This is a genomic window from Okeania sp. SIO2B9, assembly GCF_010672505.1.
In the GTDB taxonomy this organism is placed as follows: Bacteria; Cyanobacteriota; Cyanobacteriia; order Cyanobacteriales; family Microcoleaceae; genus Okeania; species Okeania hirsuta.
In genome coordinates this window covers 1-7,131 of sequence record NZ_JAAHGK010000250.1, presented here as the reverse complement: position 1 = coordinate 7,131, position 7,131 = coordinate 1, and the positions used below count along the sequence as shown (strand labels likewise).

4 protein-coding genes are annotated in these 7,131 nt (G+C 35.9%); 2 read left to right on the top strand and 2 right to left on the bottom strand.

Annotated elements, in window-relative coordinates:
* Window positions 1–334: 334 nt before the first annotated feature.
* Both F6K13_RS11305 and F6K13_RS11300 read right to left on the bottom strand, forming a co-directional pair.
* Window positions 335–1,300: a glutathione S-transferase family protein gene (locus F6K13_RS11305; protein ID WP_124142850.1), complete on the bottom strand. Its 966-nt coding sequence runs from the start codon at window positions 1,298–1,300 to the stop codon at window positions 335–337.
* 606 nt (window positions 1,301–1,906) lie between these two features.
* Complete coding sequence (locus F6K13_RS11300; protein ID WP_124142851.1) at window positions 1,907–2,350, bottom strand: hypothetical protein; 444 nt, start codon at window positions 2,348–2,350, stop codon at window positions 1,907–1,909.
* A 1,076-nt stretch (window positions 2,351–3,426) separates the two neighbouring features.
* On the opposite strand from F6K13_RS11300, the gene F6K13_RS11295 reads away from it, so the two are divergent.
* Together F6K13_RS11295 and F6K13_RS11290 are read left to right on the top strand one after the other, a co-directional pair.
* Window positions 3,427–5,271 (top strand): efflux RND transporter periplasmic adaptor subunit, encoded by a 1,845-nt coding sequence (locus F6K13_RS11295; RefSeq protein WP_240041623.1) that lies wholly within the window; start codon window positions 3,427–3,429, stop codon window positions 5,269–5,271.
* Between the two features lie 319 nt (window positions 5,272–5,590).
* Window positions 5,591–7,131 (top strand): efflux RND transporter permease subunit (locus tag F6K13_RS11290; RefSeq protein WP_287287402.1); only part of this gene is annotated, 1,541 nt, incomplete at its 3' end.

The following is a 7,131-nucleotide window of genomic DNA, read 5'->3' as shown; positions in this document are numbered from 1 at the left end:
AAAATTAGTTCATTATGGTTGGAGATATATGAGGTGATCGCTGCTTTAAACAACGAAATAATCAATATTTGCAGCTTTAAAATTGTATTAGGCAGTAAATACCTATGGATTATATTGAATTTATCATATCACACATATCGAGAAAAAAGGCTGAAAGTATTGAAATTATGTTGAGTAGTTAGGATTTTTTTTACTGTTTTTTGTCAGAGATTAAGGAAAAAAGAAAAAGTATAAAGTTTCTATTTTAACTTATGTCTTTTTCCTTCTTCCCAACTAACTTACATTGTAAAAATTCAGATATTAATATCTGATAGCTGACAACTAAATGCTCACCTTACATTGACCCACGGTTATGAGGAGAATCTAAATCAATCTCCGGACCAACCGGTACAATTTTAGTAGGATTAACATTAGGATGACTCATGTAATAATGCCGTTTAATATGGTCAAAATTACAAGTTTCTTTTATCCCTGGATATTGATAAATATCTTTCAGATAATTCCAGAGATTTGGATAATCCCAAATATGACGTAAATTACACTTGAAATGAACATAATAAACCAGGTCAAAACGAAGCAAAGTAGTAAACATACAAATATCAGCTTCAGTTAAGCGATCACCACACAAATAACGTTGTTTTGATAATATATTTTCCCAATAATCTAAAGCAGCAAATAAATCTTTTACTCCTTCTTCATAAGCTAATTGAGAACCTGCAAAACCCGCTCGATAAACACCATTATTAATTGGCTGGTAAATAGTATCAAGAGTTTTTTCAATAGTATCTTTTAAATCTTCAGGACACAAATTCAGGTCATTTCTAGCAATACCATTAAACTCAGTATCAAACATCCGAATAATTTCACGGGATTCATTATTAACAATAGTATTTTTCTCCTTATCCCAAAGTATAGGTACGGTAACTCTCCCACTATAATTAACATCAGCTTGAAGATAAACTTGCCAAAGATAATTAGTATGATTAATAGTATCAGGAATACATCCTGATTCAGAATCAGAAAATTCCCAACTATTTTGGTCAATTACTGCCCCTACAACTGACAACCCAATAGCATCTTCTAATCCTTTTAACTTTCGCATAATTGCAGTTCGATGTGCCCAAGGACAAGCCCAAGAAATGTATAGATGATAACGTCCTGTTTCTGCCTTAAACCCACTAGAATTATCTGGCGTAATTTTATTCCGAAATGTAGTATTAGGGCGAATAAATCTACCTTGAGAATCTTCTTGTTCTCGTTTAGAGACCCATTTACCATCAATTAAAATACCTAATCCCATGATTACCCCCTCAAAAAATAAAATACTTGTTGAATAATTATCATACTATTTAGGGGTGGGGAGTAGGGGAGTAGGGGAGTAGGGGTACTTTAATATTTTTCACAGTTAAAATGCCTTCAAAGCTAGTAGGGGTAAGGGAAATACGTTGCTCTGGCTAAAAATGGCTCTTTGCGTAGCATTCCGCAGGAAAACCTAGATATATCAGGAAAAAGGTTGATTAAATGTAAAACCTAGACCATATAAGAGTTTGATGCTTTTATTAACATATTTTTTGCCAAAGTACCCGTAGGGGAAATTGAAGTAATAATAGAATTATAAACATATATTATATTATATAATTTTCCATCTATATCAGGAGTCAGAAGGAGAGAGAATCACAAAGATGAGGGTAGTTATGACAATTGGATATTTTTTTTATGTTCAATCAAACCGATTTGATATAACTCCTAAAAAAACTAGCTTATAACAATTAACTAGGAGTTTTCCTAGCTTTTTTTCTAGCCTTTAATAACTCCAAATTTTTTTTCAAAATCATCATAGCATCTTGATTTTTTTTTCTATATATAACCCCCCTTTCAATACTTTTGACTTTTAACTTTTTACTTTTTACTTCCGCGTAGCGGAACTGGCTTCTTTTCTAGCCTTTAATAACTCCAAATTTTTTTTCAAAATTACCATAGCATCTTGATTTTTTTGTTCTATATATAATTCTCCAGCTTGCAAAAAATTTTCTACACTTTCATCATCTTGACGTAGATTAGCAAAAGCCAAACCCCGATTATGATAAGCTTCAGCAATAGTTGAATTATTTTTCAGAACTTCAGCAAACTTATTTATTGCCTGTTGATAATTTCCCTTTTGAAAAGCCTCACATCCTTGTTGAAAATTTACTTCTGCCTCTGATGGTATTGATGAAGATGCTGAAATGAATTCTGTAAATAGGACAGAAATACTACCTTTTCCATGATAAGCATATATCATAGCACCAATACCAATGCTACTTATTAATCCAAAAAAGAGTAACCAAGTTAGAAAATTTGTAGTTTCCATATATTAATATAGTTCTAAGTAAATTGAATTATTACTATTCAAGATTTAAGAATCAAGTTATTGATTATTATAGCAATTCTATTTAAGTTGTAATATTTTGATGGTAGGAGTGTTAACGATAGTTATGCGAAGCTAACGGCCTCCGCTTTACATTTCGCGGAGCATTAACGTAGTTGTACGCTAGCAAAACGCCCGTACAGGAGTCAGGAAGACCGAGTCAGAATTTTAAAGGTTTTCAATTCAAATTAACTATGATCAAAATTGTCATATAAAATCCAGTTATACAGTTATCGCACTTTCTACTTCCATTCAATGCAGATATAAAATGCCAGAATATCTCCAGATAATTCCCACTCTCATCCTGACTTTCTCCTGACTCCTGACTCCGAGCACGATACGATAACTAATATCATGTTCCCCCTCCGGGGGAGCTACGCTAACGGTTGAATACTTACACTTTGCAGGAAGGAAGGCAGAAGGCAACCCACCCCTCGCCCCTCCCCCTGCCAGGAGGGGAAGGTAGAAGGGAAAGAAAGCTTCAAGGCCAGAAGTTTTTTTATAACTGATTATCCGTTAGCGCAGCTCCCCTGGAAGGGGAACATAATATAATTACCTGAATTATATATCACAACCAATTTAGGATTGCTATAAGTAATTTTTCCCAGAAAAAATGTTTTAAATTATAGCGTTTTTATCTAGTGTCTAATTGTATAAGTTAATTTATTTATTAGAAGAATGAAAAAAGCCTAAACTCACCTAAACTCAAACGAAGTCAACTCAAAAATAATATTACTAATTTTTGCAGCTAAACACTAGGATGTGGAGACCAAGTACTATGAAAAAGGTATGGAGGGAATAGTAAAGGAGGTAAAACAGCATTAAATAGTAGCAAATACAAGAATATAAGGTAATCAATTTATTCGTCACATTCTTTTTTCATGCATGGTCTTAGTGATAAAAAACTTCCTTCTTTTTTCCTCCTGACTCCTCCATTGACAACTGAATTGATCTTTCTCTTAATCAGGTTAAATAATTTCATTACAAGAGCAAGGTAGAATTGAGAAGATAATTTACCAGTGAACTTAATACCAATGGATAGTAAATTAGTCAACCAGGCTAGATATTGGCCTTTGCTGTTATCCGTGCTTATATTAAGCTCCTGTGGAGGTGAAACACCACAAGCAGCAGCACCCCCACCTACTGCCGTCAAAATAGCCAGAGTCGATCGAACTCAAGTGGCAGACAGCACAGAGTATATCGCAACAGTAGAAGGAAAAGAAAGAGCAACTATTACGCCAAGAGTAAGTGGACAAGTCAGCCAAGTATTTGTATCACTAGGTAACAGAGTTAAAAAAGGAGACCCCATACTGCAAATAGATCCTTCTCAACAACAGGCAGTTCTTGATAGTAATATTGCTCAGATAAGTTCAGCTCAGGCACAATTAGATAGTGCAGAAGCTCAACTAAGAGCCTTGAGAGATGATAAAACGGAACTAATTGCCCAAAGAGAATTAAATTCTGAAAGAGCTAATCTAGACAATGCTGAAGCAAACCTCCGGAGGGAACGTCAGGAACTAAATAGATTACTAGCTGAATTTGGCTTTCTGTCTGAAGAAGCTAATTTAGAAAATACTCAAGCAACTCTCAGGTCAGAGCGTCAGGAACTAAATAGATTACTAGCTGAATCAAGTTCTTTATCAGAAGAAGCACAATTAGAAGATGCCGAAGCAGCTTTACGAGCACAAAGAGCTGAAAAAGAAAGAAGGGAAGCGACTTTAGAATACCAAAAAATTGAACAAGTAAGATTTTCCACTTTGTATGAAGAAGGAGCTGTCCCTAAAGAAAGGTTTGACCAAGCTACCCGTGACATTAGACAAGCTGAAGCTGAAATAGATGCTATAGAACAAGAAATTGATGCAGCACAAGCACAAGTAGAAAGTGCCAAAAAAGACTTACAAAGACGCACAGGTACATTAGATGCTCAAATAGCAGCTCAAAAAGAAGTTATAGATGCTGCTAAAGCACAGGTAGAAAGTGCCAAAAAAGACTTACAAAGACGCACAGGTACATTAGATGCTCAAATAGCAGCTCAAAAAGAAGTTATAGATGCTGCTAAAGCACAGGTAGAAAGTGCCAAAAAAGATTTGCAGCGTCGTATTGAAACTTTAGATGCTCAAATAGCAGCTCAAAACGAACAAATTTCCTCTCAGGAAAGTCAGGTAGCTCAAGTTCGCGGTCAACTACAACAAACTCAGGCAAATGCAGTGGCAGAACAAGTAGAGTTACAATATTACAATATTCTTGCTCCTATTAGTGGGGTGGTTGGAGAAGTAAAACCGAAAGTGGGTGATTATGTAGATAGTCAAACTCCATTAACCACTATTCAGGACAATAATACTTTAGAAGCTAATATTAATATTCCTATAGACCGACTTCCTGAAATTAGACTAGGTACACGAGTTGAATTACTTCAACAAACAGGTCAATTAATTGGTAGCAGTAGGATATCTTTTATCTCTCCAGATACAGGTCAAGGAACTCAAACTGTTTTAGTTAAAGCAATATATGACAATGGGGAAAAGAAACTGCAAACTAACCAGCAGGTAAAGGCAAGAGTCATCTGGGAAGAAAAGCAAGGATTAACTGTTCCTATTACTTCTGTCAGACGGATCGGAGATCAAGCTTTTGTTTTTGTTGCAGAAGAGAAAATCATGGATGGTGAGAAAAAGTTGATTGCAACTCAAAAACCTGTGAAGTTGGGAAGCATTCAAGGTCAAGATTATCAAGTAATTGAGGGATTGAAAAGCACTGACAAAATAGTTGTTTCCGGTGTGGTAAAACTCCGGAATGGTATACCTATTGCTGATGATTCTGAATTGGGCAATCCCATTGAGAAGAAAAATGAGAAACAGTCCCTCTAAAATATAGATGGGGAGATGGGGGACAGAATATTGAAGTAGTTATAGAATTCTAAATATATTAGACATCTCCAAAAATCAAAAATCAAATCAATTATCGTACAGAAATTATCAATTATTTCCCCCTCCATACCTATTCCCTATTCCCTCTTTTCTGGAGATGTTTATTATATAACTGGATTCTATAGCAATGTGCGCTGGCATATTTACAAATTATAAGAGGTGTCCAATAGCTAAAATCTTATATTATAGGTTTTTTATTCCCCCTGTTGCCTGTTGCCTGCGCGCAGCGCTATAACTGATAACTGATAACTGATTCATTATGCTTTTAAGTATTGCTGATACCTTTATCAAACGGCCTGTCTTAACGACAGTCTGTACAATCATAATTATATTAGCGGGGGCAATTTCAATTCCATTGTTGCCCATTGCCCAATTACCACAACTAGCTAATACCGAAATTCAAGTATCATCAACCTATATTGGAGCTGATGCTCAAACCACAGAAAATACCGTAACCACAATTTTAGAAAGAGAAATTAACGGTGTTGAAGACATGAAATATATGTATTCCAACACCAGTAATAGCGGTCAGACGAGTATTAATATTGTATTCCCTAATGATGTAGACCGAGACACCGCTCAGGTTAATGTTCAAAACCGAGTTTCTCAAGCAGAAGCTTCTTTACCAGATTTAGTCAGACAAACAGGTATTACTGTAGAAGCTGCATCTCCTAATATTCTCTTAGTGATTGCCACTTACTCAGAAAAAGATGAAAATGGCAACTTTTACTACAGTCCTGACTTTATGAGTAACTATATTGATCTCAACGTCTTAGATCAAATTAAGCGTATTCCTGGAGTTGGTCAGGCGACAATTTTAGGAGAACGGAAATATGCCATGCGCATTTGGCTTAACCCCCAGAAAATGGCAGTTCGTGAATTAACAGCTCAGGATGTAGTTAATGCTTTGCAAGAACAAAATATTCAGGTGGGAGCAGGTAAAATTGGTCAAAACCCAGCACCACCAGATTTAGTTTATGAAATTCCTCTGCAAGCTATTGGTAGGTTAAAAAATGCCCAAGAATTTGAGGATTTAGTGCTGAAAGTAGATGAAAATGGTACTTTGGTTAAGGTTAGAGATATAGGTAGAGCTGAACTTGGAGCGGAAAATTATGATCTAGTTACCACATACAATGGAGACCCGACTACGGGTTTAGCAATTTATCAACTTCCTGGCAGTAATGCTCTAGAAACAGCAAATCAAATCAAAGCTACAATGCTGGAGCTTAGTCGGAGTTTTCCCCCCGGATTAGAATATAGCGTTGCTTATGATACAACGTTATTCGTGGAAGTATCATTGCAAGAGGTAGTTATTACTCTACTCCAAGCTGTAGGATTAGTGGTTTTGATTATCTTTATTTTTTTACAAGATTGGCGAGCTACCTTGATTCCAGCGATCGCTATTCCTGTAGCTTTAATTGGGGCAATGGCTGGTTTGAAAATTTTGAATTTTGAAATTAATACTCTGACTTTGTTTGCTTGTACTTTAGCATCAGGTCTGGTGGTGGATGATGCGATCGTAATTGTGGAAGCAGTCTCAAGTAAAATTGAACAAGGAATGAAGGCAAGGCAAGCAGCATTGGATGCGATGGAGGAACTTACTGGAGCAACGATCGCTACCTCCTTAGTATTGATGGCTGTGTTTATTCCGGTTTCATTCTTCCCTGGAACAACAGGAGTAATTTACAAACAATTTGCTTTGACTATTGCTTTTGCCGTTGCCTGCTCAACTTTTAATGCTCTGACCTTCTCTCCTAGTATATCTTGTTTTGGACGTAGTAACAAACCAGATATACTAGA

Coding starts and splice junctions, on each gene's coding strand:
- F6K13_RS11305 (WP_124142850.1), bottom strand. CDS start 1,300: ATGGGATTAGGTATTTTAATTGATGGTAAATGGGTCTCTAAACGAGAA.
- F6K13_RS11300 (WP_124142851.1), bottom strand. CDS start 2,350: ATGGAAACTACAAATTTTCTAACTTGGTTACTCTTTTTTGGATTAATA.